The 26,951-nt window shown below is 70.1% G+C and carries 27 protein-coding genes and 2 pseudogenes; 14 read left to right on the top strand and 15 right to left on the bottom strand.

The features are described 5' to 3' along the window. Positions 1-85 precede the first annotated feature (85 nt). Positions 86-754 carry a class I SAM-dependent methyltransferase gene (locus ABZ840_RS00600; RefSeq protein ID WP_361550976.1) on the top strand — a complete coding sequence of 223 codons (669 nt, stop codon included), beginning with the start codon at positions 86-88 and terminating at the stop codon, positions 752-754. Here ABZ840_RS00600 and ABZ840_RS00595 read toward each other — a convergent pair. The 5 genes and pseudogenes from ABZ840_RS00595 to ABZ840_RS00575 form a co-directional block, all read right to left on the bottom strand. Further along, on the bottom strand, positions 702-1,817 hold the full coding sequence (locus tag ABZ840_RS00595; RefSeq protein ID WP_361550973.1) for a DMT family transporter: 1,116 nt from the start codon (positions 1,815-1,817) through the stop codon (positions 702-704). The two genes, ABZ840_RS00600 and ABZ840_RS00595, sit on opposite strands and share 53 nt — an antisense overlap. Next, positions 1,814-2,425 (bottom strand): TetR/AcrR family transcriptional regulator, encoded by a 612-nt coding sequence (locus tag ABZ840_RS00590; protein WP_361550970.1) that lies wholly within the window; start codon positions 2,423-2,425, stop codon positions 1,814-1,816. The genes ABZ840_RS00595 and ABZ840_RS00590 overlap by 4 nt, the downstream gene beginning before the upstream one ends. Before the next feature lie 73 nt (positions 2,426-2,498). Then, positions 2,499-3,392, bottom strand: a complete 894-nt coding sequence (locus tag ABZ840_RS00585) for a dihydrodipicolinate synthase family protein (RefSeq protein WP_361550967.1) — start codon at positions 3,390-3,392, stop codon at positions 2,499-2,501. A 126-nt stretch (positions 3,393-3,518) separates the two neighbouring features. Next, positions 3,519-4,226 (bottom strand): annotated as a pseudogene (locus tag ABZ840_RS00580) (phenylalanine--tRNA ligase beta subunit-related protein). 96 nt (positions 4,227-4,322) lie between these two features. Further along, positions 4,323-5,159: a DMT family transporter gene (locus ABZ840_RS00575; RefSeq protein WP_361550964.1), complete on the bottom strand. Its 837-nt coding sequence runs from the start codon at positions 5,157-5,159 to the stop codon at positions 4,323-4,325. Positions 5,160-5,324: 165 nt separating this feature from the next. Between ABZ840_RS00575 and ABZ840_RS00570 the strand changes: the two genes are divergently transcribed. Continuing rightward, positions 5,325-5,909, top strand: coding sequence for an XRE family transcriptional regulator (locus ABZ840_RS00570; RefSeq protein WP_361550961.1), 585 nt, complete (start codon positions 5,325-5,327; stop codon positions 5,907-5,909). 115 nt (positions 5,910-6,024) lie between these two features. Here ABZ840_RS00570 and ABZ840_RS00565 read toward each other — a convergent pair whose 3' ends face one another. Next, positions 6,025-6,309, bottom strand: coding sequence for a hypothetical protein (locus ABZ840_RS00565; RefSeq protein ID WP_361550958.1), 285 nt, complete (start codon positions 6,307-6,309; stop codon positions 6,025-6,027). A 785-nt stretch (positions 6,310-7,094) separates the two neighbouring features. Between ABZ840_RS00565 and ABZ840_RS00560 the strand changes: the two genes are divergently transcribed. The 4 genes from ABZ840_RS00560 to ABZ840_RS00545 all read left to right on the top strand — a co-directional run bounded on the left by ABZ840_RS00560 (position 7,095) and on the right by ABZ840_RS00545 (position 10,306). After that, positions 7,095-7,655 (top strand): putative immunity protein, encoded by a 561-nt coding sequence (locus ABZ840_RS00560; protein WP_361550955.1) that lies wholly within the window; start codon positions 7,095-7,097, stop codon positions 7,653-7,655. 104 nt (positions 7,656-7,759) lie between these two features. After that, positions 7,760-8,677 (top strand): aldo/keto reductase, encoded by a 918-nt coding sequence (locus ABZ840_RS00555; RefSeq protein WP_361550952.1) that lies wholly within the window; start codon positions 7,760-7,762, stop codon positions 8,675-8,677. Positions 8,678-8,758: 81 nt separating this feature from the next. Continuing rightward, a complete protein-coding gene (locus ABZ840_RS00550; RefSeq protein ID WP_361550949.1) occupies positions 8,759-9,403 on the top strand; it encodes a LysE family translocator in 645 nt (214 codons plus the stop codon). 78 nt (positions 9,404-9,481) lie between these two features. After that, a complete protein-coding gene (locus ABZ840_RS00545; protein WP_361550946.1) occupies positions 9,482-10,306 on the top strand; it encodes a class I SAM-dependent methyltransferase in 825 nt (274 codons plus the stop codon). A 250-nt stretch (positions 10,307-10,556) separates the two neighbouring features. Here ABZ840_RS00545 and ABZ840_RS00540 read toward each other — a convergent pair whose 3' ends face one another. Beyond that, complete coding sequence (locus ABZ840_RS00540; protein ID WP_361550943.1) at positions 10,557-10,991, bottom strand: glutaredoxin domain-containing protein; 435 nt, start codon at positions 10,989-10,991, stop codon at positions 10,557-10,559. Positions 10,992-11,085: 94 nt separating this feature from the next. Further along, a complete protein-coding gene (locus ABZ840_RS00535) occupies positions 11,086-11,841 on the bottom strand; it encodes a helix-turn-helix domain-containing protein (RefSeq protein ID WP_361550940.1) in 756 nt (251 codons plus the stop codon). 235 nt (positions 11,842-12,076) lie between these two features. Between ABZ840_RS00535 and ABZ840_RS00530 the strand changes: the two genes are divergently transcribed. After that, on the top strand, positions 12,077-12,748 hold the full coding sequence (locus tag ABZ840_RS00530; RefSeq protein ID WP_361550937.1) for a DUF4097 family beta strand repeat-containing protein: 672 nt from the start codon (positions 12,077-12,079) through the stop codon (positions 12,746-12,748). A 91-nt stretch (positions 12,749-12,839) separates the two neighbouring features. Beyond that, positions 12,840-13,730 (top strand): annotated as a pseudogene (locus ABZ840_RS00525) (DPP IV N-terminal domain-containing protein); the annotation flags it as partial. Between the two features lie 177 nt (positions 13,731-13,907). On the opposite strand, the gene ABZ840_RS00520 reads toward ABZ840_RS00525, so the two are convergent. Together ABZ840_RS00520 and ABZ840_RS00515 are read right to left on the bottom strand one after the other, a co-directional pair. Next, entirely contained in the window at positions 13,908-14,600 is a 693-nt protein-coding gene (locus ABZ840_RS00520) for a class I SAM-dependent methyltransferase (RefSeq protein ID WP_361552275.1), read from the bottom strand. 168 nt (positions 14,601-14,768) lie between these two features. Beyond that, on the bottom strand, positions 14,769-16,220 hold the full coding sequence (locus ABZ840_RS00515; protein ID WP_361550934.1) for a gluconate:H+ symporter: 1,452 nt from the start codon (positions 16,218-16,220) through the stop codon (positions 14,769-14,771). Positions 16,221-16,506: 286 nt separating this feature from the next. Between ABZ840_RS00515 and ABZ840_RS00510 the strand changes: the two genes are divergently transcribed. Beyond that, positions 16,507-18,405 carry a sensor histidine kinase gene (locus tag ABZ840_RS00510; RefSeq protein ID WP_361550931.1) on the top strand — a complete coding sequence of 633 codons (1,899 nt, stop codon included), beginning with the start codon at positions 16,507-16,509 and terminating at the stop codon, positions 18,403-18,405. Then, on the top strand, positions 18,402-19,172 hold the full coding sequence (locus tag ABZ840_RS00505; RefSeq protein WP_361550928.1) for a response regulator: 771 nt from the start codon (positions 18,402-18,404) through the stop codon (positions 19,170-19,172). Before ABZ840_RS00510 ends, ABZ840_RS00505 begins: the two co-directional genes overlap by 4 nt. A gap of 18 nt (positions 19,173-19,190) precedes the next feature. Here the strand turns inward: ABZ840_RS00505 and ABZ840_RS00500 are convergent, their stop codons facing one another. After that, on the bottom strand, positions 19,191-20,591 hold the full coding sequence (locus ABZ840_RS00500) for a helix-turn-helix transcriptional regulator (RefSeq protein WP_361550926.1): 1,401 nt from the start codon (positions 20,589-20,591) through the stop codon (positions 19,191-19,193). Positions 20,592-20,796: 205 nt separating this feature from the next. On the opposite strand from ABZ840_RS00500, the gene ABZ840_RS00495 reads away from it, so the two are divergent. Then, on the top strand, positions 20,797-21,552 hold the full coding sequence (locus ABZ840_RS00495; RefSeq protein WP_361550923.1) for a DUF4232 domain-containing protein: 756 nt from the start codon (positions 20,797-20,799) through the stop codon (positions 21,550-21,552). Between the two features lie 123 nt (positions 21,553-21,675). Here ABZ840_RS00495 and ABZ840_RS00490 read toward each other — a convergent pair whose 3' ends face one another. Then, a complete protein-coding gene (locus tag ABZ840_RS00490; protein WP_361550920.1) occupies positions 21,676-22,179 on the bottom strand; it encodes a MarR family transcriptional regulator in 504 nt (167 codons plus the stop codon). 58 nt (positions 22,180-22,237) lie between these two features. Here ABZ840_RS00490 and ABZ840_RS00485 point away from each other — a divergent pair, with 58 nt between their 5' ends. Beyond that, complete coding sequence (locus ABZ840_RS00485; protein WP_361550917.1) at positions 22,238-23,188, top strand: amidohydrolase family protein; 951 nt, start codon at positions 22,238-22,240, stop codon at positions 23,186-23,188. 57 nt (positions 23,189-23,245) lie between these two features. Here the strand turns inward: ABZ840_RS00485 and ABZ840_RS00480 are convergent, their stop codons facing one another. Together ABZ840_RS00480 and ABZ840_RS00475 are read right to left on the bottom strand one after the other, a co-directional pair. Beyond that, the gene (locus tag ABZ840_RS00480) at positions 23,246-23,575 is read right to left on the bottom strand and encodes an AzlD domain-containing protein (protein ID WP_361550914.1); all 330 of its coding nucleotides are present in this window, start codon (positions 23,573-23,575) and stop codon (positions 23,246-23,248) included. After that, complete coding sequence (locus tag ABZ840_RS00475; RefSeq protein ID WP_361550911.1) at positions 23,568-24,314, bottom strand: AzlC family ABC transporter permease; 747 nt, start codon at positions 24,312-24,314, stop codon at positions 23,568-23,570. The genes ABZ840_RS00480 and ABZ840_RS00475 overlap by 8 nt, the downstream gene beginning before the upstream one ends. A gap of 62 nt (positions 24,315-24,376) precedes the next feature. On the opposite strand from ABZ840_RS00475, the gene ABZ840_RS00470 reads away from it, so the two are divergent. Further along, entirely contained in the window at positions 24,377-24,835 is a 459-nt protein-coding gene (locus ABZ840_RS00470; protein WP_361550908.1) for an Lrp/AsnC family transcriptional regulator, read from the top strand. A 57-nt stretch (positions 24,836-24,892) separates the two neighbouring features. On the opposite strand, the gene ABZ840_RS00465 is transcribed toward ABZ840_RS00470, so the two are convergent. Then, positions 24,893-25,786 (bottom strand): EamA family transporter, encoded by an 894-nt coding sequence (locus tag ABZ840_RS00465; protein WP_361550905.1) that lies wholly within the window; start codon positions 25,784-25,786, stop codon positions 24,893-24,895. 141 nt (positions 25,787-25,927) lie between these two features. Between ABZ840_RS00465 and ABZ840_RS00460 the strand changes: the two genes are divergently transcribed. Further along, positions 25,928-26,905 (top strand): LysR substrate-binding domain-containing protein, encoded by a 978-nt coding sequence (locus ABZ840_RS00460; protein WP_361550902.1) that lies wholly within the window; start codon positions 25,928-25,930, stop codon positions 26,903-26,905. The last annotated feature ends 46 nt before the right edge of the window (positions 26,906-26,951 follow it).

Here is a 26,951-nt window from a genome sequence, read left to right as displayed (position 1 = left end):
CGCCGTAGGAAGGTACGTCCACCGTTGGTAGCGTGGGAAGGTGGAGAATTCCTATGCAGGGATTGCGGGTTACTACGACCTCATCATGACCTCTGGGTATTACGACTACGACGCCTACGTCGAAGAGTTACTGGCCCACCTCGGCGAGCGCAGGAACGTCCTGGAACTCGGCGTGGGCACGGGGCTGGTGTGCGAGAAGCTGCTGGCGGCGAGCCCTGGGGATCTGCGGCTCACCGGCATCGACCACACCGAAAGCATGCTGGCGCAGGCACGGGCCAGGCTCGGCGGCCGGGTGCGGCTCCTGCGGCAGGACATCCTGAACATGGACGCGCCGGCCGGCTTTGATGTCGCCTTCTCGGTCGGCGGCGTGTGGCTCTGCGTGCGGGACCAGGACGGAATCGGCCTGAGCAGCCATCTCGTGGAGGACGAGGACAACATCAGTGCGCTGGAGAACCTTGCTGCCGTCCTCCAGCCGGGCGGCAGCCTGCTGCTGGCCGTCCAAGCGGCGCACCGCCCGTACAGGCGGCCACTGCCCGGCGATTTGATGTACGCCCAGGACCTCCACGACGAGGGCAACGGACGGTTCACCAAGGACTACTTCGTCCTGCGCGAGGACACCGTCGTGGCACACCAACGCTCCCGGTACCGGGTGTTCCCGATGGAACAGGCCGACCGGATGCTGCACCGGTGCGGTTTTCGTCTCACTTCGGACGGCGGCGCCGACGGGCTGTTTCGCCACTACCTCCGCCGGTAGCCGGGGCGGCGGAGTTGGCGTCGGGGGTGGAGTCGGGGACGGAGACCGATACGGGAGGGTGGTCGGGCTGAGGCGTGTCCTGTCGCCGGGCGCCGGTGGCCGGTCTCGTCGCGACCGTACGGCGCTTCGGAGTGGTGCGGGTCGGGGTGGTGAGTACAGCGAGACAGCCGACGACCAGGGCGATGCCGGCCGCCCCCAGCAGCGGCAGGCGTTCACCGACGACCAGGACGGCCAGCACGGCAGCGACGGCGGGTTCCAGCAGCGAGAGCGTGGTCGCGGTGCTCGCCGGGACGTGCGCCAGACCCCAGCCGAACAGTACGTAACCGAGGAACATGGGCACCAGGGCCATATAGGCGCCGACGGCCGCATTGGACCACGAGTCGAGCAGCGGGGCACCGGTGACCAGGAGTACCGGCAGGAGCAGCAGTCCGCCCAGCCCGAACACCGCACCCATCGCCGCGCCGGAGGTGAGACCGCGGCGGATCAGGCGGTGGGCCGCCCAGGAGTACAGGGCGTAGGTGAGCCCGGCCACCAGGCCCAGCCCCACCCCGAGCACGGTCGCACCGACAGATCCGGCCCCGGGGCCGGATTGCGCGTCGGCCACTTCCGCCGCCTCTGCCGCACACAGCAGCACCGTCCCGGACAGGCCCAGTGCGGCGCCCGTCATCCAGCGGCGGGTGAGACGGCGCCCGTCCACGACACGCTCGATGAGGGCTGAGGCGAGCGGGGCCGAGCCGATCGACACCACGGTGCCGGCGGCGACCCCGGCGAGATGCATGGAGCTGTAGAACGCCAGCGGGTAGGCCGCGACCGCCACCGCCCCGAGCACCACCACACCACGATGTGCGCGCAGGCCAGGCGCTTCCCGGGCGATGCGGGGAGCAGCTATGAGGGCCTGGAGCAGTCCGCCCACTCCCATGGCGACGGCCCCGATCGCCAGGGGGCCCACTCCCGGGGCGAAGGTTGCCGCGGTGCCTGTGGTGCCCCACAGCACCGACGCCACGAGCACGCACAACGACCCCACGCCCACCGAGCCGGCCGCACGTCCGGCGGGTCGCGTCACAGCCGGTCCAGCAGGTTCGCCGCCATCGTCCGCGCATGTTCCAGGCGTGTACCCGCGCCCTCCAGGCCGGCGCGCGCCATCGCGCCTTCCAGCAGGAACGCCAGATGCTCCGCCACCGCGCGCGCCTCTTCCGGCCGTCCGGGCAGCAGTTCCTCGACATGCCCGGCGAGCAGTGACTCGACCTCCTCCTTGTGCCGGCGCACCACGGCCCGTCCCTCGTCCCCGGCGGGCAGCTCGGCCGCCGCGTTCAGCAGACCGCACCCCCGGAAGCCGTGCTCATGGGCGGAAGCCGCGTGATCGACGTACGCGTCGAAGACGGCCAGTACACCGCCGCGACCGTCCCGGGCGGCCGTCAGCCGCTGCCGGTACAGGCCCAGCCACTCCTCGTGCCGCGCGTCGAGGTACGCCCGTACCAGCTCCGCCTTGGAGGCGAAGTTGTTGTACAGACTCATCTTCGCCACGCCCGCCTCGGCGGTGATCGTGTCGATCCCCGTCGCCGCCACGCCGTCTGCGTAGAAGCGGCGTGCCGCGGCGTCGAGCAGCCGCTCGCGCGCGGGCACCCGGCGCTTGCGGGGCGGTGTCGTGGCGGTGCCGGCGTCGTCGCTCATCGAGCTCCCTCCAGATATTAGGTAGGTCAGTCTACCTAATACCTGCCTACCCAATACTCGCCCTGCCTGCGTTTCAGGTGTGCAGTCGGAGCCGTCGCATCACGTCGGCGACGTGTGCGCGATCTTCGGAGGCCAGGCCGCGCAGCGGCAGGGGGAGGTTGCGGGGCGCGGTGAGTCCCAGCTGCGCGGCCGTGGCGGCGATGACGCGCAGGGAGCCGTGTTGCGCGAAGAGGTCCCACAGCGGCTGCAGCCGTCGGGATTCCGCCTGGGCCCGGTCGCGCTCGCCGGCCTGTGCGGCCCGGGTGATGGCCAGGGCCGGCTCGGGGAGGGTGCCTGCGATCACCGAGTACCAGGCGTCGCAGCCGGCGTTCAGCCCGGTCGCCGCGAAGGCGTCGCCGCTCACCCCCACGGTCACCGTCCCGGGCAGGATCTGCCGCAGCTGCCGGACGCGGGCGTGGGCGGCCTCGGGGTCGGCCGGCACACTGGGGATCTTGACGGACGCCACGTGCGGCAGCTCGGCCACCCGCGCGTACAGCTCGTCGGTGAAGGTGAAGTGGGTCGTGCCCGGGTTGTCGTAGACCACCACCGGCACGGAGAGGTTGGCCGTCACGTCCTTGAACAGCCCGAACACGTCGTCCTCGGTGAGACGGTGGTACGACATCGGTGCCAGCAGCACGCCGGCGGCCCCCGCGTTCTGCGCGTCCTCGGCCGCTTCGAGCACGTGCCGAGTGCGAAGCGCGCCGATCCCCACGATGACCGGGGTCCGCTCGGCGTGTTCGACGGCGAGGCGAGCGGCGCGGGCCCGTTCCTCGCGGGTGAGGTAGGCGTACGACCCGGTGGAGCCCAGCGCCCCGATCGAGTCGACCCCGGCAGCGGCGAGCCGGCCGACCAGCGCGGCGAACGCCTTCTCGTCGACGCCGTCCTCGGTGATCGGGGTGAGCGGGAAGGCACTCAGGCCGGTGAACACGGATTCTCCCTGGGGTGCGGGAAGCGGGCAGGTGCATGCGGTTACGGCATGGGGTTGTCCCGCAGAGTCCCGCAGGCAGGTCAGGACCTGGCGCCTCCGTGGCGGAGGCGGGGTCGGGGAGAGGCCTTACAAGGTGGCCTGGGGGTGTGCCGGGCTGAGGTAGTGCACGGTGGTCTGCGCAGTGTGCGGGGTGAGCAGGCTCTGCAACTCGTCGGCGGCGGCCTTGAGATGGTGGCCGTCGCGGTTCGCGTGGAGCGTTTCGAGGGCGAAGACGACGTACGTGGAGTCTTCGGTGACGCGGGTGCGGTGGGCGTCGCGGTGGTTCCAGTGGCGGGTCAGAACTCCGGTGGTGTCCGCGTAGATGATCTCGCCGGACTTGGGGTGCTCGACGGTGTCGGGTTCGCCGAGCGGCGTGAAGGATTCGCTGCCGTCCGCGTACCGGATGTCGACGTCGCCCGTGACGCGGTCCAGGTCGAAGGCGCCGGCGGGCAGGCCGTGCCGGACGGAGACGGCGTTGTAGGAATCGACGGCCGCGTTGATGCGCGGCAGCGTGCCCTTCTTGGCCAGGCGGCGGCCGAGCGCGTCGACGCTGGGGCGGATCCGGCGGGGGTTGGTGCCGAAGGAGCGGTACGCGGTGTGCTAGGCCTCGATGCGGGGGTCGGTCTCGGCGGCGGGCTGCCAGGCGCCGTCGGCGACCTGCCGCTCCAGCTCCTCCAGCGCCGTGGCGGTATGCGGCCAGGGTTCGTGACCGCGCAGGCCAGCGACGGTGACCAGGGCGATGAGCGTGTCGGGGAAGGCATCGGCGACGGCGGGGGAGAGGCGGAAGGCGGGCATGGGCGACTTTCCGTTTCTTGTCTGTGTTGAGGGGCGGGGGGGCTTTCGGTGGGGCGTGATGGGGCGCGTGATGGGGTGAGCTGCGGAGGGATCGGCTCAGGTCAGGGCGAGGAGACTGACGGCGACGGCGGCGGTGCCCAGTCCGACGAGCTGGCCGCGGTGGATGCGTTCGGCGAGGACACCGCGGGCGAGCAGGACCGTGCCGGCCGGGTAGAGGGCGGTGATCACGGCGACGACGGCGAGGTCGCCGCTGCGGGAGGCGAGCAGGAACAGCAGGTTCGCCACCGAGTCCAGCACACCCGCGGCCGCCGACATCGCGTACGCGGGCCGTTCGGAGCCCAGCCTGCGGTACATCACGGCGGCCGCGGCCAGGGTGACGGCCGAGGAGACCGACCGGCCGATGATCAACGGAGCCACCCCGCTGTCGGAGGGCGCCTGGTGCAGGCAGACCAGCTGCAGGGCGATGGCGGCACCCGCGCCGAAGGCCAGCAGCAGCGCCGTACGGGAGGGCCGCACGGCGCCCGCACCGTGCCCGGCGCTGACGAGTACGACAGCGACAAGCGCGAGAGGCAGGCCTATCAGCCCGGCGGTGGCGAGATGCTCGCCCTGGAGCAGGCCAACGCCGACGGGCAGTGCGGCGGAGACCAGGGCGGTCACCGGCGAGAGCACGTTCATCGGGCCGATCGCCAGGGTCCGGTAGAGCAGGACGAACGCGGTGGCCGAGGCGACTCCGGACGCGGCGCCCCAGCCGACGGCGCCGGGGCTGAAGGAAGCGCCGAGTACCGGCCACAGCAGCAGCTCGACCACCAGGCTCGCCGGGGCGGCGATCAACACGGTCCGCAGCACATGTGCTTTTCGGGCGCCGAGGCCGCCGAAGAAGTCGGCGCATCCGTAGGCGAGGGAGCTGCCAAGGGCCAGCAGCAGAGCGATCACGGTACATCCCTTACTGTGACAGTGGAACGACCAGACCGTACAATGAAACGACCGGTCGATGTCAACCAACCGACCGCAAGGTTCATTGCGCTGACCCATGCACTGAACGCTGATGCATTGACCCACACACTGATGCACTGACCCACTCGCGAGGATGGTGATCGGATGGCCGAGGCAGAGGCCGCCCTGCGGACACTGGCGCACAACGTCAGAGCAGCCCGCACCCGCGCAGGCCTGTCGCTGGATGAACTCGGCCGCCGTGCCAAGGTCAGCAAGGGGGCTTTGGTGGCGCTGGAGAAGGCCCAGGGCAACCCGAACTTCGCCACCCTGGTCCGGCTGGCCGACACCCTCGGCATTTCGGTCTCGGCGCTGTTGGAGGGGCCCGCCGATGGCCGCGTACGTGTCGTGGCTGCCGATACGGTCATGCCCCTGTGGGCCGGAGCGCAGGGCAGCGAGGCCCGGCTCATGCTGACGACGTCCGGCCCGGCGCCGGTCGAGGTCTGGCGCTGGCAACTGGCACCGGGAGAGGAATACCCCAGCCACCCGCACCAGGCCGGCGTGGTGGAAACCGTCAGCGTCACCGCGGGCCGAATGACCCTGATCGTCGACGGCACCGAGCACACCGTCGAAGCAGGCCAGACCGCCACCTTCGACGGCGACGCCCCGCACGCCTACCGCGGGGCGGGCAACGAGACCTGCCACTTGATCATGACGGTCCACCTGCCGCCGGGCCCCGCTTCAACAACCTGATCTGTGTGACCTGCGTACCCTGCTCGGCTCGCTCGCCTGACCTGTGTGACTGGCCGCCGGCCCGTCCGTCAGTGGCTGCTCGCCAGGCCTTGGTAGATGGTGTCGGCGTCTGCCTTCAGCCAGTCGATCTCCAGGTGAAGTCCGTACTCGTCGAGGAAGGCACGGTGAAGGTGACGTTCAGCGGGGAGAAGCCGTTGTGGCACACCGTCTCCTCGCCACCGGCGACCGGCGTACCGGCGGTGGCGTCGTGCAGCCGGCGGAGCAGTCGCGCCGCGGCGGTGATCTGAGCGGTCGACCACCGGCGGGCCCCCTCGGTGATCCGGCCCCCGGTCAACGGAATCTCCAGCTCCTGCCCAGGGATTAGTTCCTGCTCAGGGGCCAGTTCCTGCTCCAGTTCCATACGCGTCAGCGTAGGCAGCGGGGCATCAGGGCATCGGGACGTCACGCCGACCTCACCGTCAGGGGAGTCGGGCGCGCTCTGGGTCGTTACGGACGATGGCGATCGCCTGTACGGGCCACGGGCCGCAATCCGGTCGGGGGAGTGGTGGGCTGGAGGTGCCAGCAGTGCTGCTGGGCGACGACAGCTGCGGGCACAGGACATGCCGTGAGCTGAGCCGCGGCCGTCAGCAGATCGACGGCTCGCCGTAAGACTGCGAAGGGCACGGCAAGGACGATACGTGCGTGCACAGTGCTCCAATTCAAGGGGCGGATGGGTGGGGCGGGCCAGAGGAGTACCCCCGGAGCCGGAGTGAGGCGGCTGCTGGTGAGGTCCCGGCAGCCACTGCTCCAGCAACGCCGGTAACGCCGGGGTCACTCACAACTGGTCCTGGCGCACGACAGCGAAGCGGTGACCGTTTGCCCCGCACAACGGGTCGACGGGCGCCCGGGCAGGGAACCGGCCACCCCGGAGAAACCACCTTTCGCAACACCGGCCCCAGGCCCCTGGTCAGCCCATTCGCCACCCACCAGAGCACCAGCCGCCAAGCGACCGATCATGCGTCACTCCAACCGGTGAACCGGCATCTTCAAACACAAGCCCGATCAATGGCCAATTTGCTAGCGAGCACGACGGCGAACGCAACGTCCGTCCCGCTTACCGCCGGACGGACGGATTCGTGTTTTGGCCCCACGGCCCGGAAGCCGGCGACCGGCGTACCAGGTGGCGCGATGGCCGAAGATGGGCCCATGGCAGGGGAGACAACTGAGATTGTTCTGAGCAAGCAGGATCTTCGTGCGGTCACCGCGTTCGCCGCGGCGTGCGCGGAGGTGGTGCTCGACATCTTCGAGACCGATCAGCCGGACGACTCACGGCCGCGGGAAGCGATCGATACCGCGTGGGACTTCGCTCGGGGCGGTGAGCGGGGGAAAGCCCTGCGCGACGCCGCATGGGCGGCATTGAAGGCAGCCAAGTGCGTGGAAACCGCGGCCGCACGTGAGGCGGCGTGGGCAGCGATGTCGGCGGCAGGCGCCGCCTACCTGCACCCGCTGGTCAAGGCCACCCAGGTCAAGCACATCCTCGGAGCAGCAGCTCACGCGGCCAGGGCGGCCGAGCTCGCCGCCGGTGACGATCGGACCGTTGGTGCCGCACATCTTGAGCAGGCACTGCCTCGCGCGACGCCGGCCGTCGTGGACGTACTCGCACGCTTCCCGGCGGCACCGGCCGGCGGCGGTCGAGTCGGCGAGCTGATCCGCACGCTGGACGCTGACCTCCGCACCCGGGCGGTCGTCATGCCGGAGGGCCAATGAATCGCCCAACTGCGCTGACAGCGTTGCGCGTTGCGCGTTGCACATTGCGCGGGGCGTGAGGGGAGAGGGGATAAGTGGGCGTCGGCGAGGGGAGCAGAGAGCGCGTGGCATCGGCGACGGCGTTCCGTATCGGTGGGGATCTGGAAGTACGACGGCTCGGCTTCGGGGCCATGCACTTGTCGACAGATCCGGGGCCGGCTCGCGATACCTCTCTCGCGGTGGCGCGGCGGGCCGTGGAGCTGGGAATCACACTGATCGACACCGCGTATCTGTACGGCGGGGGAGCCAACGAAGAACTTCTGGTCGAGGCTCTGTACCCGTATCCGGACGAGCTGGTGATCACCACCAAGGTCGGCGTCGCCCGGTCGGGTCCCTCGGGTGACTGGAAGCTCGATGGCCGGCCGGCGGTGCTGCGGGACCAGGTAGGGCAGGCGCTGCGCCGGTTGCGGGTCGAGCGGATCGAGCTGCTTCAACTGCACCGGATCGATCCGGACACGCCGCTGGCCGACCAGATCGGTACGTTGAAAGAGCTGCGGACCGAGGGCAAGATCGGCCGGATCGGACTGTCCGAGGTCACCGTCGACGAACTCGACCAGGCGCGGCGGATCGTCGACATCGCGAGCGTGCAGAACCGCTACAACCTCCTGGACCGTGAGCACGAACCGGTGCTTGCGGCCTGCGAAGCGGCAGGCATCGCGTTCCTGCCGTGGCGCACTGTCGCCTGGGGAGAGTCGGGAGCGCGAGCCGAGGTTGCGGCCGTAGCGGCCGAGCTCGACGCCACGCCCACGCAGGTCGCGCTCGCCTGGCTCCTCGGCCACTCACCGGTCATGCTCCCGATCCCGGGCACCGGCCGGATCGCTCACCTGGAGGAGAATCTCGCTGCGGAACACCTCCACCTGTCAGTGTCCCTGTCCCCGTCACACCGCGACCGCCTGAACCGCCTGACCGAGTCGACCGAGTCGACCGAGCCGACCGAGCCGACCGAGCCGACCGAGCGGACCGAGTCGACCGACCTGACCTGACGTGTCCTGAAGCCTCGCTGATTGAATGCGTTGAAGCGCCTGGCAGAGCAGAGCGAAGCAATTTGAGGGGTGGCGGAGCACATGGTGTCCACGGAGAGCGTTCTCGCGTTCGCGGCGATGTCGCTACTGGTGATCGCGATCCCAGGACCGAGCGTGTTGTTCGTCGTCGGCAGGGCTCTCGCGCACGGCCGCCGGACGGCGCTGGAGACGGTCCTCGGCAACCTGATCGGTTCCTACGTTCTGGTGCTCGCGGTGGCCTGGGGCCTCGGCGCGCTGGTGGCGACCTCGGTGGCAGTGTTCACGGGCGTGAAACTGGCAGGCGCTGCGTACCTCGTCTACCTGGGCGTACAGGCGATCCGGCACCGTAAGGAGATGCGCGCGGCCGGCATGGTGGCGCCGGCCGGTGAACGGCACGGTGATCTCCGCACGATCCTGGACGGCGTTCTCGTAGGTGTCACGAACCCGAAGGGCGTCGTCTTCTTCGCCGCGGTGCTGCCGCAGTTCGTGGACCACTCGGCAGGAAGTGTTCCGCTCCAGATGATGGTGCTGGGCCTGGTTCCGATCACCATCGGGCTGATCACCGACACCCTGTGGGGGCTCGGCGCCTCGGCGGCCCGCGCCTGGTTCGCCCGCTCGGATCGCCGCCTGTCGATGGTCGGTGGGGCAGGCGGCCTCGCGATGATCGGCCTGGGAGTGACGGTGGCGACAACGGGACGTACCGACTGACCGCGACCCTAGGTGCCGAATTCCCAAGGTGCCGAATTCGGCGAGCTGTTGAGCCCTGCCTGCTATATCTTCGAGCGCATGGCCGACGAGGAATACGGACACCCGCGGCTGGCCGCGGTCTATGACTCGCTCTATCCCGACCGCAGCGATCTCGATACATACCTCGGTGTGGCGGAGGACTTCCACGCTCGCCGGGTCCTCGACATCGGCTGCGGTACGGGGTCGTTCGCTCTCCTGCTGGCCGAGCGCGGCATCGAAGTCATCGGGCTCGATCCGGCCCGGGCCTCCGTTGACGTGGCCAAGGGCAAGCCGGGGAGCGACCGCGTGCAGTGGATCTGCGGTGATGTGACGGCGCTCCCGCCGCTTCAGGTCGACCTCGTGACCATGACGGCGAACGTCGCTCCCGCCATCGACGACCCGCAGGAGTGGCAGAAGACCCTGCGCGGCGCATACGATGCCCTCCGGCCGGGCGGGCATCTCGTATTCGAGACCCGGAACCCGGCGAAGCGGATCTGGGAGACCTGGAATCGGGAGGCGTCGCACCGCGTGACGGAGATTCCGGGGGTCGGGCCGGTCGAGACCTGGATCGACCTGATGGACGTCAGCGGACCTCTGGTGACCGTCCGATGGACCTACGTGTTCCCACCGGGCGACGGCCCGGGCGACGGTCCGAGCAACGGCCCGGGCGATGAGCCGAGCAACGACCCGAGCAACGACCCGAGCAACGCCCCGAGCAACGACCCGCGTGATGACGTGCTGACCTCCACTTCGACGATGCGTTTTGCCGAGCGGGAGGAAGTGGAGGCGGAACTCGCGGCCCAGGGGTATGTCGTCGAAGAGATCAGGGACGCTCCGGATCGGCCAGGACGAGAATTCGTCTTCCTCGCCCGACGGCCTGCGTGACCACACGACCGCCTGGCCGCGTGACCTTGAGGCCACGACGACCTGCCCGTCGGCCAACTGCTCCACCCGCAGCTGACGACCATCCGCCAGGACCTGGACCACCTGGGCCGCGCTGCCGCCCTCAGCCTCTTCCGTCACCTCGGCGGAGGAGGACACACCTCCTCCGCCGACCGTGACCCCGCCGCAGCTCAACGTCCGCGCATCCACCGCGCATCCACCGCGCATCCACCGCGAAGGCGCGCTGACGCTCTCAGCTCGGGGAGAGCTGTTCCCGTACCCATGCCGGATCGGGGTTGGTGTGCGATTGGCCGCCCACGACGACAGTCGGCACGGTCTCATTGCCGTCGTTGACTTCCCTGACCGCTGCCGCGCCGGCCGGGTCACGCCAGATATTGACCCAGTGCAACTGGCGGGCTCTACGCCCCAACCGGAAACGCAGACGCAGACAGTACGTGCAGCCCGGCCGCCAGAAAACGACCGGCCGGCCGTCGCCCGCGCTCCGCTGTTGTGCCTCCAGCGCACCAACCGATCTCGGGAAGACCAGGGGAGAGGTCACGCCTGCGAGCAGTACGAACACCAGCAGGAGTACCGCGGCTGAGCCGGGGCTCCCCCCGAAGGCCCGCTCAAGCGCGGCGACCGAGCCGCAGAGCACAAGCACCACCGGCAGGATCCAAGCGCGCATCATGGTCGTACAGGCTACCGATGGGTCCAATCCGTCCCCGAACTGGGCTGGGCTTCCTGCTTCCTCAACTGTGCGTTGACTGTGCGTTCGGCGGGGCCTATCCGCGTTCTTCACCTGTTTCGGTGGTGCCGTCCGAGGGAGTCTCGGGTTTGGTGTGGAGGATCTCGCGGGCCTGCTCCGCGGCGCGGGCGATGCTCTCGGAGACGAAGTCGTTGAAGCGGGCGATGTTCTCCAGGCGGGTGGCGGCCGGGGTGTCGGCGCCGAGGACGCCGACACCTTGCCGAGCGATATCGACGAGGTGGGCGGTCGCACGGGCGCTGGCCATCATCGACTGGTACCAGACGTCGTCGTCGACGACGTAGCGCTCGCGGCGGGACGCGTCGCGTTCCCGGCGGATCAGCCCCTGACTGTCGAGATAGGCGATGGCTTTGGAGACGGACGCCGGACTGACCTGCAGGCGCCGGACGAGTTCAGATGCGGTCAGGCTGCCGGCGTCGGTGATGGTGAGGCAGGACAGCACTCGGGCCATCATCTTGGGCAGGCCCGAAGCCATGAGGACGGTGGTGAACACCTCCTCGTACTCGCGCACCGCCTCGGCGTCGCGTCCGTGTACCTGCGGAGGTGTCTCCGCGTCGCGGGGCGTGGCCCGCCTGCGCCGGTGGGCGCGGCGTTCGGTGGCGCGGTGGGCCAGGTCGGCGCGGTAGGCGGTGGGGCCGCCGTTGCGCATCACCTCGCGCGTGACGGTCGAGGTCGGACGGTCAAGGCCTCTGGCGATCTCGGCGTACGCGAGGCCGTCGGCCAGCCCCAGCGCGATCTGCTGACGTTCCTGCTGGGTGAGCCTGCCGCCCGGCATCGCAATCTCCTTCGTGCTCCGTGAGTGCCCTCACCATAGCGTTCACCTTCAAGTTGTTGCAACGCACGGACGCCGTGAGTTGCGTTAACGTTTAAGCCATTGCAACAAATGTATGGCGTCTAGCTGGAGGAATGGAGGATTGGTGCAACAAATCTATTGCCGGGGTCGTGAATGCAACGTAGCGTTTCGTACATCAGAAACGATCCGAATACGGGCCGAGTTGCAGGAGGGCACCATGCAGAAGTTCGACACCCCCACCCCGATCTCCGCCGTTCTCGACATCCCCGCGGGACGCATCCGGTTCGTCGCTGCGGACCGGGCCGACACCGCGGTCGAGGTTTTGCCCGCCGACGCCTCGAAGAGCCGTGACGTGAAGGCGGCGGAGCGGGTCGAGGTCGCGTACGGCGACGGCGTTCTGCGGATCGAATCCCCGGCGGCGCAGGGCCGGAGCCTCGGTAACCCCGGAGCCGTCGAAGTGACCGTCCAACTGCCCGCCGGCTCCCGCATCGAGGCGAAGGCGGCCAGTGCCGAGTTCCGGGGCGTGGGACGGCTCGGCGACGTCACCTTCGAAGGCGCGCACGGATCGGTCAAGCTCGACGAGACCGAAGGCGCCCGCCTCGCCCTTCTCGCCGGTGACATCTCCGTCGGCCGGCTGGGCGGCCCCGCCGAGATCAGCAGCCAGAAGGGCGACCTCCACATCGCCGAAGCCGTACGCGGCAAGGTCACGCTGCGCACCGAGCACGGCGAGATCTTCATCGGCGCCGCCCGCGGAGTCTCCGCGGTTCTGGACGCCGGCACCGCCTACGGCCGGATCCACAACACGCTCAACAACACTGACGGTCCCGCCGCCGGGCTGAACATCCACGCGACCACCGCCTACGGCAACGTCACCGCCCGCAGCCTCTGAGCGCCCTCACCTGAGCTCTTCCATTCCCTCGCCGCCACTGCCGTGTTGGCGCCACCGTGCCCATAAGCGACACCGAGGAAGGGCAACGACAATGAGCTCCACTCAGGACTACCAGGCGGCGGAGCAACTCCTCCGCCGCCCCGCCCGCCCCGGCGAGCTCGTCGTCGGCGACAGGGTCAGGCCGCAGTGGATCGATGGTGGTGCCCGCTTCTGGTACGCGGTGAGCAATGGTGTCGGCGGACGGTTCGTCCTGGTCGACCCGGCAGCGGGGACCCGCGAGCCGGCCTTCGATCATGCCCTGCTCGCCGCCGCGCTGACCGCCGCATCCGGGCAGCGGGCCGACCCCGAGAGCTTGCCCTTCATGGCCATCGAACTGGCCGGGAAAGCCGTGGAGTTCGACGCGTTCGGCGAGCACTGGCGCTGCTGCCTGGACAGCTACACCTGCGAACGGGCCGAGTTCATACCGCCGGGCAACCCGCTGGAGGTGTTGTCACCCGACAAGAAGGTGGCGGTGTCCCAGCGGGGGCACCACCTGTGGGCGCGCTCGCTGTCCGACGGCCGCGAATGGGCGCTGACCACGGACGGAGAGCCCGGCTACCAGTACGGTTCCGGCCCGGAATCCACGAGCAACCCCACCCTGCTGCGCAAGATCGGTCTGCCGCACCTGCCGCCCGCTGTGGCCTGGTCGCCCGACTCGACGAAGGTGCTGGCGCATCGGACCGATGAGCGCCGCGTCCAGCAGACCCACCTCGTGGAGGCCAGGCCGCCCGACGGCGGCGCGCCCCACCTGCACACCCAGCGGTACGCCTACGCGGGGGACGAGAGCATTCCGCAGGCCGAACTGGTCGTGCTGGACGTCGCCGCGGGCACGGTGGTCCGCGTACAGGCCGAGCCGCTGCTCATGCCGGTGCTGTCGCCGATCACGAGCAAGTGGGCATGGTGGGCTCCGGACGGCTCGGCCGTCTACTACCTCAGCCGTCCCCGCGACCAGGATCCGTACCGGCGTACGGTGTGCCGGGTCGGCATGGACGGAGCCGGCTTCGCCAAGGTCACGGATGACGTGCTGGACCACATCGTCACCATGCCGGCTGCCGGAGCTGCCGGAGCTGCCGGAGCTGCCGGAGGGGCGGTGGGACGGTGGGCGGTGGACTCCAGTGCGTCAATCCGAAGGAATCGCGCGGACCCATATCCGGTCCTCCGTCAGGTACGCGTCCACCCTCAGGCCTGCCTCCGCCAGTGCCTCCTCGAACTGATCCTTCGTCAGGGGCCGGGAGAGGAACGTCTGGGTCCAGCCGGCGTCCGGGAACTCGTACTCCGCATGCACCGAGCGCACCCCGTCACCGACCGGCTCGGAGGACACGATCCGGACGGTGAAGCCGGCGGGGTCGACGCGCTCACGAGGGACGTCGGTATGCCAGTCCTCGCCCTCCCGCTGAATCAGCACACAGCCGGTCGGAGCGACATGCCGCACGCAGGTGCGCAGCAGGGCCTGCCGTTCCTCGACGCTCCCGGCGTGGACGAGGAACGACGCCAGCATCACCACGTCGTACGTCTCACCGAGATCGAGGTCCTCGATCGGGCTGCATATCGTGCGCGCCCCGCGGACCCGCTCCAGCATCTCCGGGGACTCGTCCACGGCCGTTACCGTGAAGCCCCGCTCCAGGAGTGGGTGGGTCATTCGCCCCACGCCACAGCCCAGTTCGAGGATGTGTGCCCCCGCCGGCACCGCCGCGGCGATCACGTCGGGCTCGGGCCCGATGGGAAGCCGCGCATACAGCTCCACCGCACAGCCGTCAGGAGTTATCGCGCCAGGCCCCGTCGCCTGATGCCCCGCTCGCATCTTCAGCTCCATGCCCTTCCAACGGCTCACGCGCCGTGACCGTTCCCGCGACTTGCCGGGCCGTCCCGCCGTCGAGCCGTTGGGCTGATGAGCCATTGGGCCATTGAGCCATTGGGCCATTGAGCCATTGGGAAAGGCAGCATGCCGATCTGACCGCGGGGGTCAGGCGAACACGGAGATTCAGACGAACACGGAGATGAGGAGGGCCATTAGGAGGCCGCAGACGCTGACCATGGTCTGGATCATGGTGTGTGACTTCGTCGCCTGGCCGAGCGTCATTCCGAAGGACTCCTTGACCAGCCAGAAACCCGCGTGATTGACGTAGTTCAGGCCGATCGAACCGGCGCCGATCGCCACCACGAGCAGGGAGGTCTCGACGCTGCTCATGTGCTGCGCCATGGGAGTCAGGATGCCGGTCGCCGCGACGATGCCCACGGTTGCGGAGCCCGTCGTGAACGACAGCAGCAGGGCCAGCAGCCAGCCCAGGACGAGCAGGTTGAGATGGGCGCCGGAGGCCACCGATTCGATGGCCTTGCCGATGCCGGAGTCCTCCAGTACCTGGTTGAACGTGCCGCCACCGGCGATGATCAGCAGAATGCCCGCCACGGACTTGATGCTGTCCGTGAGCGCCTGACGCGTGGCCTCCGGCGACGTACCACGTCGGTAACCGAGCACGAACAGCGCGAAGAGGAAGCCGGCGAACATCGCGATCACCGGCTCGCCCGCGAAGTCCAGCACATGGCGCAGCGCGGACGACTCGCCGAGGGTCAGCTCGCCGAGGGTACGGAGCAGCATCAGGACGGCCGGTACGAGTACGGCCGCCAGCGCCCGGCCCACCGGGACGCCGTTCTGGTGCGAGGACCGGTCGTCCCCCTGAGAGGAGCGGTCGTCCCCCTGAGCCAAGGACTCCTCGGGCCGATCGGATGTGGACGTGGAAGCGCCGCCGGTGAACTGGGCGACCAGCTCCCGGTCCGGGTCGACCGCCAGGCGCGGTGCGACCCACCGCCCGTACAGTGGGCCCGCCACGATGACCGTCGGTATCGCGCACACGAGGCCGATGAGAATCGTGGTGCCGAGGCCGGCGTGCAGGCCCTCCACGGCGATCAGCGGACCCGGATGCGGCGGCACCATCCCGTGCAGCGTCGCGAGCGCCGCGATGGCCGGGGTGGCGAGCAGTACGTACGGCGAGCCGGTGTGCTTTCCACTGGCACGCAGCCGCTGCGCCACGCTGAAGATCAGCGGCAGCAGCACGATGAGCCCGATCTCGAAGAACATCGGGATGCCGATGACGAATGCGGCGCCCGCCATGTACCAGGGGAGCGAGCGTTCTCCCGCGCGGTCGATGATGGCCCGGGCGATCCTGTCCGTGGCGCCCGAGGCCGCGAGCAGTTTGCCGAGCATCGCACCGAAGGCGAGGGTGATGCCGACGTCGCCGAGGATGCCGCCGGCGCCCTTCTCGATCGACTCGGCGATCTGCTCGGTGGACTCGCCCGACACCACGGCCACCACGATGGAGACCAGCATCAGGGCGATGAACGGGTGGAACTTCAGCCGGGAATTGATCAGCACGATCAGGGCCACGATGGCACCCGCGAGCGTGATCAGCAGCGTCCAGGTATGCGTCGTCACCATTTGGGCGCCCCCTCGGCGTGGGTGCGTGCAGCACTCGCGCGCGGCTCTGCGCGGCGTGTTGTCATTCGCTTCTCCTGCTGATCACGTTCCGTCTGACCTGCGGGAAGCTATCGGCCGTCGCGGCGGCGCTCCAGAATTCGTGCACAGCCCGCGATAGCCGCGTTCTGCCACTTCTGCTCATTGTGTGCACGGCGGCGTGCTCGGCGGTGTGCTCGGCTACAGCCTGTCGGGCCGGAGGCCGCGGCCGCCGGACGGGTGGATTCCGCTCGCGTCTACCGTGGGGCCGGTGAAGCACTACCCGTTCCGCTCCCGTCGCCGGTCCCGGTCACCGGTGCCGGGCCCCGGCCGCCACCCGAGACTGCGCGTACGGCTGCGGACCCGGATGCTGCTCCTGCAATGCGTGGTCGTCGTGGCCGTCCTCGCCTCGGCCTTCGGCGCCTTCGCGTACGACACCGACCAGCGGCTCGTCCGCCAGTACCAGCAGCGGGCCCTCGCCATCGCCCGTACCGTGGCTTCGGAGCCGACCGTACGGGCCGGGGCCGCCCGGTACTCCAGAACCAACGACCGTCCGGGGCAGGGCGCCGCACACGAAAGCAGCACAACACTCGCAGCGAACGCGGTACGCAAACGGGCCGAGACGGTCAGGAAGAGCACCGGATCGCTGTTCGTCGTGGTCACCGACGACCGGGGCATCCGGCTCGCCCACCCCGACGTCTCCGAGCTGGGCAAGAAGGTGAGTACGGCCCCCTCCCGGGCGCTGTCCGGGCGCGAGGAACTCGCCGTGCACCGCGCGCACCTCGGCGAGGAGGTGGTCGCCAAGGTGCCGGTACGCGCCCCCGGCTTGTCCCGTGTCGTCGGCGAGGCGAACGTGGGCGTCTCCGTGGCCGCCGTCCATGCCCAGGCCGCCCGAGTGCTGTGGGGCGGCGTCGGCTGGCTCGTGGCCGCGCTGCTGCTGGGCATCGGAGCCTCGGTCCTGCTCGCCCGGCGCTGGAAACGGCTCACCCTCGGCCTGGAGCCCGAAGAGCTCGCGGGCCTGGTCCAGGAGCAGGAGGCGGTGGTCCATGGCATCGGGGAGGGCGTGCTCGCCGTGGATGGGTACGGGCGGGTGACGGTCGCCAACGACGAGGTACGCCGACTGCTGGGTACTCCGGCCGAGCCCGGCACCCGGCTCGACCGGCTGGGGCTCACCCCGCGCGTTCTGGAGGTGGTCAGCGAACCCGAAGGGCGCCCCGTCATGGCTGTGGTGGGGGAGCGGGTGCTGGTGGTCTCGGCCCGCCGGGTCGAACGGGACGGCCTCGACCTCGGCACACTGCTGACCGTCAAGGACCGCACCGACGTCGAATCCCTGACCCGCCAGCTCGACGCCGTACAGACGATGAGTTCGGCGTTGCGTGCGCAGCGGCACGAGTTCGCCAACCGCCTGCACGTCCTGTCCGGGCTGCTGCACCAGGGGCACACCGAACAGGCCGCGGACTACATCGACAGCCTGCTCGGCACCGGCGGGAGTGGCGGTACCAGCACTGGCACCGCCACCAGCATTGGCCCTGGCGACATCGGCGACACCGGCGGCAGTGGCCCACTCGAAGCCCCCGGCGCCGCACTCCCCGGCCTGGACACGGTCAAGGATCCGTACCTGAGCGCCATCCTGTCGGCGAAGGCCGCCCAGGCGCGCGAACTCGGGGTGACGCTGCTGCTCGGCGGCGCCACCTGGGTGGACGGGCCGGTGACGGCACGCGTCGACCTCACCACCGTGCTCGGCAACCTGATCGACAATGCCCTCGACGCCGCCCGCGACGGGACCCGCCGCCCGCCGCGCGTCGAGGTGGAGCTGATGACGGTGGAATCGGACCTGCACATCACGGTGGCCGACAGCGGCGACGGCGTACCGGCCGAGCTGGCCGGCACCCTGTTCGAGGAGGGGATCTCGACGAAGGACCATGCGTCGGCGCCCGGCGGGCGAGGCGTGGGCCTCTCCCTCATCCGGCAGATCGCGCGGGGCCGCGGGGGAGACATCCGGCTCACGGACCCTGGCGGCCCGCCGACCGCCTCCGAGACCGCCGAAGGTGCCGAGGCCACCGACCTGCCCGGTGAGCACGACCGGGTCACCGGCGGCGCCGTCTTCGTAGCCCGCCTGCCCCACGTCGTACGCCACCCCGACACCCTGCCCGCGAAAGACCGGACATGAACGACCACCGCGAAGACCACAGCCGGCACCAAGACCACGACCGCCGCGAAGACCACGCCCACCGTGAGGACCAGGACCGCAGAGTTCACCGGGAACGTGAGGAACGGCGAGCCCCCTTCTCCGTACTGGTCGTCGACGACGACTTCCGCGTCGCCGATCTGCACGCGTCGTTGGTCGCCGAGACCCCCGGCTTCACCGTCGTGGGTACTGCGCACTCCGCGCGCGCGGCGCTGGAGGAAGCGTCCACGCACCCCGTCGACCTCGCGCTGGTGGACCGCTATCTCCCCGACCGCTCCGGCATCGAGCTGATGGCCGAGCTCTCCTGCGACGTGTTCGTCCTCAGCGCCGCGGCCGAGGGCGAAACCGTCCGCAAGGCGCTGTCGGCGGGCGCGCTCGCGTACCTGATCAAGCCGTTCCCGCCGCGACTGCTCTCCGAAAAGCTGCGCGGGTACGCCCGGTTCCGGCAGCTGACGGACGCGGAGATGCTCGACCAGAACGTGATCGACAACGCCTTCGACGCACTCAGGAGCCCGCGCGCGAGCCGCAACCGGCAGGCCGCCGCGCAGACCGTGACCAGGGAACTGGTCCTGGCCGCCGTGGACAGCTCGGGCGCCCCGCTCTCCGCCGGCGAGGTCGCCGCCCAGATCGGCGTCTCACGCGCCACGGCACAGCGTTACCTCGCCGACCTCGTCACACGCGGCCGGCTGCGCATGCGCCTCCGCTACGGCGCGGCGGGCCGCCCGGAGCAGGAGTATCACCACCTGTGACAGTCCTGCTCCAAGCGACTATTGCTCCTCCCGCTCGATCCACTCGCTGCCGCCCAGCGGGTAGTCGTAGCCCGGGCGTCCGGCGTCGGCGCTGGTGCGGAACGGGGCGCCCTTGTTGTTGATGTGCACGGTGCCGTGGCGGTCGCCGCTGGACCAGTCCAGGGCCAGGTCCCAGCGGACATCGTGCGCCTTGGTGTGGGCGCTGACGTAGAAGACCTCCGGGTCGGACTCGCTGACCTTGTACGGGAAGTCGCGCTGGCCGTTCTTGACGGTGACGTGCGGGCTGCCGTTGTCGAGGTCGATGTCGAACGATTTGGTGCCGACGTTGCCACCGCAGCCGACGCCCATCGAGTAGTCGTTCCAGGCGAGCGGGGCGCCCTTCGCGACGACTCGTACGTGCAGTGCCTCCAGGACGACGGTGTCCTTTCCGGTGCCCTGCACGGTGAGGGCGACGCGCTGTTCCCCGGAGGAGACCGCGCCGTAGGCGGCGGCCCAGCGAGGCGCGTCCTGCTCGCCGGCCGGCGGGCCGACCTGCTCGGGCTCGCTGTCGACGAGGAAGTGCTGGCTGCACGGGGTGTCGTAGACGTACGGGCGGGTGGCGACGTTGACCGGTACGCCGTCCGTGTCCCCGGCGGCGCCACCGCCCTTGTGCGCGGGGGCCTTTGCCGCCGAGTCGGAAGGCTTGTCGGTCTTTCCGTTCCGGGACGGGGAGGAGGACGCCGAGGCGGACGGCCGCTTGTCCTTCGTGCGGCGGCCGTCACCGCTTCCGGGCGCGGAACTGGTGTCGGTGGTCGGGGTGGCGGCCCCGGCGGCTTTCTGGTCACCGCCGCCGCCGTCACCGCCCGAGGGCGGCAGGGCCAGGGCGAGCGCGCCGGCGCCCAGCACCGCGGCCGCGGCGACGGAAGCGACAAGCGCGGTGCGCCGCCGCCGAGGCCGCTCGGAAGCGGAATCAGCGGAATCAGCGGAAGCGGCCGAGGCACCGGAAGCAGCGGAGGAATCGGAGGAGTCAGAGGGGCCGGAGGCAGCGGAGGGTTCGGAGGAGGCAGCGGACACAGTGCTCCCGCTCTCCGGTTCGACGACCGGCTCCTCACTCGCGGCGGATAGGGGACTTGCCGCGGATACGGGGAGCACCTTTCGTCCCCGCGCCGCATCCGCCAGGATCCACCGCCGGTGCAGCTCGACCAATTCCTCAGGGCTCGCCCGGCACATCCGGGCGAGCCGCTCGGCCGGCGCGTAGTCGGTCGGCACCGCGCTGCCGTTGCAGTAGCGGTGCAGCGTCGACGTGCTCATGTGCAGCCGCTTGGCGAGCGCCCCGTAACTCAGCCCCGAACGCTCCTTGAACCCCCGCAGCAGCTCCGCGAACGCCTCCGCCTCCCCGGCGGTTCCCGTCGCTCCCGCGGACCCTGTTGCCCCTGACACTGCTCTTCCCCTTCCCCTTCCCCCGAACGGCCCGGCACGTCCCATTCCCGCGTTCCAGACCCTTCCCGTTTCCCCTGGTCACAGCCCGTTTTCGCGTTCCAGCGTCCCCAACTGCCCGCTCTTCGTGGCGCTTGGGACGGATCACCCCACAAGCTGCGGTCATCCAAGCACCACACCCACCGCACCGCCGAAGGGGCCCACTCGTATGTCCAGCGTCCGTATCTCCCGCACCCGCCTGCTGACCGCCGCCGCGACCGTCGCGTTCGCCACCCTCTCCCTGACCGCGTGCAACGACGGGTCGGGCGTACAGACCGAGGGCGCGCCAGCAGGCGCCGCCTCGCTCGCCTCTCCCACCACCGGCACGGAGCCGGGCTCCGCCTCGTCCTCCGCCTCGTCCTCCTCCTCGTCTTCGTCCTCGTCCTCCGACGACGACGCCAAGTCCGCATCCGCCGGTTCGAAGCAGGCCACGGACGTTCCTGCGGCATCGAAGAACGACAAGGCCGGTACCGGCAGTTCCGGTACGGCTGCCGGCAAGGCCGTCACCTGCCAGGGCTCCAACACCAGGACGGTCGCCGCCCCGCTGAAGCGTCCTGTGAACCACATGCTGCTGACGGTCACCAACACCGGAAGCAAGAGGTGCTTCCTCTACCAGTACCCGGCAGTCCGCTTCGGCGAGGCCCAGTCGGTGCCGCCGGTCATCGAGGACTCGAAGCCGCAGGCCGTCGTCACGCTGGAGCCGGGCGAGTCCGGCTACGCCTCCGTCAACCTGTCGCCCACCGACGGCAGCGGCAAGCACGGCCGTACCGAGAAGTCCCTGACCGTCTACTTCCACGGCCGCTCCGGCAATGAGAGCGTCGGTACGGGCGCCCACCCCGCACTGCCCGCCAAGGGTGTCTACATCGACGACTCCCTCAAGGTCACCTACTGGCAGCAGTCGATGGACGACGCCATCATGTGGTGACACCACTGCCGGGATGAGCGGGCATGGGCGGGCATAGCGGGCATGGGCCGGTACGGGGACGAGCCGCGTCGGCGCCCTCAGCGTGAAGTGGTTTCGCCGATCAGCACGAAGTGGGTTCGCCGATCAGCGGGAAGCGGTTTCGCCGATGATGCTCGCGAGCCGGTGCAACTGCGCCGTGAGGTCGCGGCGTTCCTGCGGGGTGAAGTGCGACAGGGCCTGGAACTGGCGTCCCCGCAGTTCCGCCCGCATTGCCGCCAGGCGGTCGGCGCCCTCGTCGGTGAGGCGGATCAGCACCTGGCGCTCGTCGTGCGCGGAGCGGCGCCGCGTGACCACGCCGCCGGCTTCGAGCTGTTTGAGCATGCGGGTGGCGGTGGGGACGCTGACCTCGGCGCCCGCGGCGAGCCTGCCGACCGGCAGTCCCTCGCCCCGGGTGTCTTCGGTCAGCGGATCCAGCAGGGCCACCTGGGCCATGGACAGCCCGGCCGCTGCCTGGCCGACGGTGGCGGCGCGTGAGCGACGCATCGCGTAAAAGAGCTGGTCAGCGGCGCGCGCCAGCTCCTCGATGCCTTCCCCGTCGGGGGCGGGGCTCCGCTGGTCCTCACCTCGGCGCTTGCTTGTGTCTCGCATGATTGTTAGCTTACTCAATGTATTTATTAGCAAGCTAATGATTAGGAGGCTCGGAATCATGGCCTTCGCCCTTCCCGCCCGCATCGACGTCCACCAGCACATCGTTCCGCCGGTCTGGGCCGCGGCCCTCGCCGCGCGCGGCCTGGACTCCGGCGGCTGGGCCATCCCGGCGTGGAGCCCGAGCGGCGCGATCGCGATGATGGACCAGCAGGGCATCGCCGCCGGCGTCCTGTCCGTCACCGCGCCCGGCGTCCACCTCGACACCGACCGGGACGCCGGCGCTCTCGCCCGCGCCGTCAACGAGTACGGCGCCGAAGTCGTCAAGGACCACCCCGACCGCTTCGGCCACTTCGCCAGCATCCCGCTGCCCGACGTGGACGCCGCCGTGGCGGAGGCCGTCCACGCGCTCGACACGCTGGGCGCCGACGGTGTCGTGCTGATGTCCAGCGTCCACGGCCGCTACCTGGGCGACCCCGACTTCGAGCCGCTGTGGGCCGAACTCGACCGCCGCAACGCCAACGTCTTCGTGCACCCCGCCCAGCCGCCGATGCCCCTGCTGCCCGGCACCCCCGCCCCGCTCGCCGACTACGTCTTCGACACCACGCGCACCGCACTCAACCTGGTGCTGAACGGCGTCATGGACCGGTACTGCAACGTGCGGGTGATCCTCTCCCACGGTGGCGGCTTCCTCCCGTACGCCGCCTACCGCTTCTCGGGGCTGACCTCCACCGTCGTCGCCCCGGACCGCAGCGAGGAGGACATCCTGCGCGACCTCAAGCGGTTCTACTTCGACACCGCACTGTCCGCCAGCCCCAGCGCCCTGCCGGCCCTGCTCGCCTTCGCCGAGCCCGGCCATGTCCTGTACGGGAGCGACTGGCCCTTCGCGCCCCAGGACGCCGGCTCGTATTACAACCACTACCTGGAGACCTACCCGGACTACGCTCCCGGCCAGGCCGACGCCATCAATCGCGGCAACGCCGAGGTGCTCTTCCCCCGCCTCGCCGGCTGACGCGTCGCCCTGGTGGGCCGGGGCCGGCAGGGGAGGCCGGTGGCGGTGGTGTCCGGCTCAGTGGGCGAAGACGGTGCTGGCCAGCGCCACGTGTACGGCCGTGCCGGCGAGGATGCTCAACAGGGCGTTGCGGCGCCACAGGTGCAGGCCGATCGTGACGGCCAGGGCCGCCAGTGGGGCGATGGCGCGCGACTGCGTGATGGGGAGGTCGCGCAGGCAGTAGACGACCAGGATCACCATCACGCCGGCGGGCATACGGGTGCTGAGGTACTGCACGGTGGTGCTGGCCCGCAGTGGGGCCAGGACGGCGAACGGCAGGGCACGCAGGGACCAGGTGACGGCGGCGGTGACGAGGATCGCGACGACGGCGTAGCTGGTGTCAGGCATGAGTGGGCTTCCTGCGGGTGGCGAGGTGGCGTGCCAGGAGTCCGGCGGCGAACAAGGCGAAGGCGGCCAGCAGCATCTCGTGAGGGAAGAGCAGCCGGGCGGCCAGTGCGCAGAGGGCTGCGAGCACGGGGGTGGGCAGGTCGCCGCGCAGGTCGCGGACGGCGTCCAGGGCGAGCACGGCGAACAGCGCGGTCAGTGCGAAGTCCAGCCCGGTGACGCTGTCGGGGATGAGGGAGCCGACCAGTGCTCCGGTGACCGCGCTGCCGGCCCAGTACAGGTGCATGAAGAACTGGAGCCACAGAATGCGCCGGCTGGACCAACCCCGGGACTGCTTGGTGGAGGTCAGCGCGTACGCCTCGTCGGTGAGCGCGAAGGTGCTGTACGTCTTGGCGAGGCGGCCCTGTACGCGGTGCAGGGGGAACGACAGGGTGTAGAAGACGTGCCGCGCCTGCACCAGGAAGGCCGCCACGGCGATGGAGGCCAGCGGCGCGACGGCGGTCACCATGCCGATGAGCAGGAACTCGAACGAGCCGCCGTAGATCAACGCCGCGGACAGCCCTGCCCACCACCAGTCGAGCCCCGACTGGATCACGAGCGCTCCGAAGGCGAGGCCGAGCGGCAGCATGCCCAGGCCCACCGACGCGCAGTCCCGGAAAGCGGCCCGCGCCGCCGACCGTTCCGGCGGCGGGGGAGCGGCGGCGGGCTGAGGCGCGTCAGCAAGGGTGGGACTTATTCGCATGCCGACATTTTAGGAAAGTGATCGCCTTATTTGGTTGCCGATCAAGGGCTTATGATCTTCAGATGAGCAATGAAAGCGCACTGGATGCCGTAGACCAAGAAATTGTGTTGCACCTCAGTCAGGACGGGCGGCTGTCCAACGTCGAGCTGGCCAAACGAGTCGGCCTGACCCCTCCGCCCTGCCTGCGCCGGGTCAAGCGCCTGGAGGAGGCGGGCATCATCGCCGGCTACCGGGCCGTCATCGATCCCGCGGCGCTGGGCCGCGAGCTGGAGGTGCTCATCGACGTCGAGATCTACGCCCAGGACCGCAAGACCGTCCAGGACTTCGAGGCCACCGTGGCCTCCTACGAGGAGGTCATCGAGTTCCGGCGGATGTACGGCCGCCCGGACTATTTCCTCCGGGTCGCCGTCGCCGACCACGCCACCTACGAAAGCTTCATGACCGGAAAGCTCAGCGGCCTGCCCGCGGTACTGCGTCTGGAATCGCACCTCACCATGAAAACCATCAAGGCGGACGGCTGAACGCCGAGCCGGCTGCGAAGGGGAAGGCCACCGCCTGCGCAGCAGCAGCGCAGCCCGCTAGAGGGAAACCCTCCTTCGTGTCCCTCTGCCCCCTCTCCGGTTGGCGCCGGTGACGGTGCCGATCGAGGCGAGGCTGATGCAGCCGACCGCCGCCCACTGCGGCACCGTGAGCGTCTCCGCCAGGAGGGCCATCCCCGCCAGGCCGGCCACCACGGGCTCCAGGCTCTGCAGCACACCGACGACGCCTGCCGGGAGTCGCCGGAGCGCTGTGAACTCCAGGGAGTAGGGCACCGCTGCCGAGAGGACGGCCACGCCCAGCCCGGTGGCGAGGGCTTCGGGGGACAGGAGACGGGTGCCGCTGGAGGCCACGCCGGCCGGCAGGGTGAGCAGTGCGGCCCAGGCGACAGCCAGGGCCAGCGGCCCGCCACCGGGCAGGCGCGCACCGACCCGTCGGCTGAGAACCAGGTACGTCCCCATGGAGACGGCGGACGCCACCGCGAAGACCACCCCGGCGAGGGGGAGGGAACGGGCGGAGCCGGGATCGGTGAAGAGGACGAGGCCGAGGACCGCCAGGAGCCCCCAGGCGGCGTCGCGCCAGCGGCGTACGGCGAGGAGCGAGACCACGAGGGGACCGGTGAGCTGGATCGTCACCGCCGCGCCGAGGGGCAGGTAACGCATCGCCGGGTACACCAGATTCATGCCGGCTATCGCGGTGCCGAACGCGAGGATCAGGAGGAGGTCGCCGCGTTGCGCGGGCAGGCGGGGGCGCCACACCGCCAGCAGTATGGCCGCGGCGAAGGACAGCCGGAGCGCGACGACTCCCCACGGGCTACCGACGGTGCCGAAGAGCCCTTTGCCGAGGGCTTGGCCCACTTGAACACTGCACACACTCGCCAGCACGAACGCGGGTGCCGGAACGCTGCGCACATGGCGCTCGCGCGGTTCCGGCATGACGGTATCCGCCCTCACGAGGGCGTCGTGACGTCCAGCCATGAGGCCAGCCTGCCGCTCTCAACCATGCGGGTCCATCGCAGATTTCCGCAGGGAATCGTGCGGTCACACCGGATGGTTGAATGCCCGCATGATTGACGCATGATTGACCTGAGACTCCTTCAGACCCTGCGTGTCCTGCATGACCAGGGAACGGTCACCGCCACCGCCGCGGCGCTCAACCTGTCGCCGTCCGCCGTCTCCCAGCAGCTCCGTCAGCTCGCCGGCGAGGTGGGTGTCGACCTGCTGCGGCGTGAGGGCCGTGAGGTACGCATCACCGACGCCGGGCACGTGCTGCTCGGCCACGCCGACGAGCTGTACGCACAGTGGGAACGGGTCAGGGCCGACCTCGGCCGGCATGCCGCCGGCCCCTACCGCACACTGCGGATCGGTGGTTTCGCGTCCAGTGTCGGGGCCCTGCTGGCACCCGTCGCGGAGGAGTTGCGGGCGGCGGACGAGCCGGTCGAAACACGCCTCAGCGAGACCGACACCGCCGAGAGCTTCCAGTGGCTGCTGGCCGGGCAGCTGGACATCGCCGTGCTGACGCCGCTGGCGGACAGCCCGGCGCTGGACGACCCCCGGTTCGTCCAGGAGCCGTTGCTCGATGAGCTGCAGGACCTGGTGGTACCCGCCGGGCATCCCCTCGCCGGTCGCGCCGGTGTCACCCTCCTGGATGCCGCCACGGAGGAGTGGATATCCGCACACCACGACCAGGAGCGGCTGACGCGGGCGCTGTGCACCGCGGCAGGGTTCGCACCCCGCATGACCCACCACGCCGACGAGTGGCAGGCAGTGCTGTCGCTGGTCTCCCACGGTCTCGGGGTCTGCCTGGTGCCGCGCCTGGTGTCCACCTCGGGCCACCCGGCCGTGGTGCGCGTACCGGTGCATGGCGACCCCAGGCCCGCACGCCGCGTTCTGACCTGCGTACGCCGCGGCAGTGAGGGTCAGGACAGCATCGCCCGCGGGCTGGTGGCGCTACGGGACGCCGCCACCCGCGCCGTACGGCTCGACGACTCGCAGGTGGGACATGAGGGTTCGGGGCGAGGCGCTGCCGACGACGGTAGGGGGACTCGTAGTTGACGTGGACGAGCCCACCGCACTACGGTCTGAACATGTTCAGTGAACG

It is taken from the genome of Streptomyces sp. NPDC047117, assembly GCF_040643545.1.
Lineage (GTDB): Bacteria > Actinomycetota > Actinomycetes > Streptomycetales > Streptomycetaceae > Streptomyces.
Note: the sequence above shows the minus strand (reverse complement) of the source record. Positions and strands in the feature narration are given on the sequence as shown.